This window comes from Streptomyces sp. NRRL F-2580 (genome assembly GCF_000720115.1).
GTDB lineage: Bacteria > Actinomycetota > Actinomycetes > Streptomycetales > Streptomycetaceae > Streptomyces.
Genome location: NZ_JOIR01000151.1, coordinates 1 through 201, shown reverse-complemented (window position 1 = coordinate 201; position 201 = coordinate 1). Strand labels below are relative to the sequence as shown.

1 pseudogene is annotated in these 201 nt (G+C 69.2%); it reads left to right on the top strand.

The annotated features are described in order from the left end of the window. A pseudogene (locus IF88_RS41840) lies at window positions 1–187 on the top strand (PRC-barrel domain containing protein); the annotation flags it as partial. Window positions 188–201 lie beyond the last annotated feature (14 nt).

Sequence of the window (201 nt, the reverse complement as noted above, 5' to 3'; positions counted from 1 at the left end):
GCTCCCGGCCAGCACGGTCGTCAAGGTCGACCCGGACGACGAGAAGATCTTCGTCGACCGCACCAAGGAACAGATCAAGAACGCCCCCGAGTTCCACCGCGACAAGCACCTCGGCGACACCGGCTACCGCGAAGAGCTCGGCACCTACTACGGCACCGGCGCCCCCTTCGGCGGCCGCCCCGCCTGATCCCGCTCGCGCAC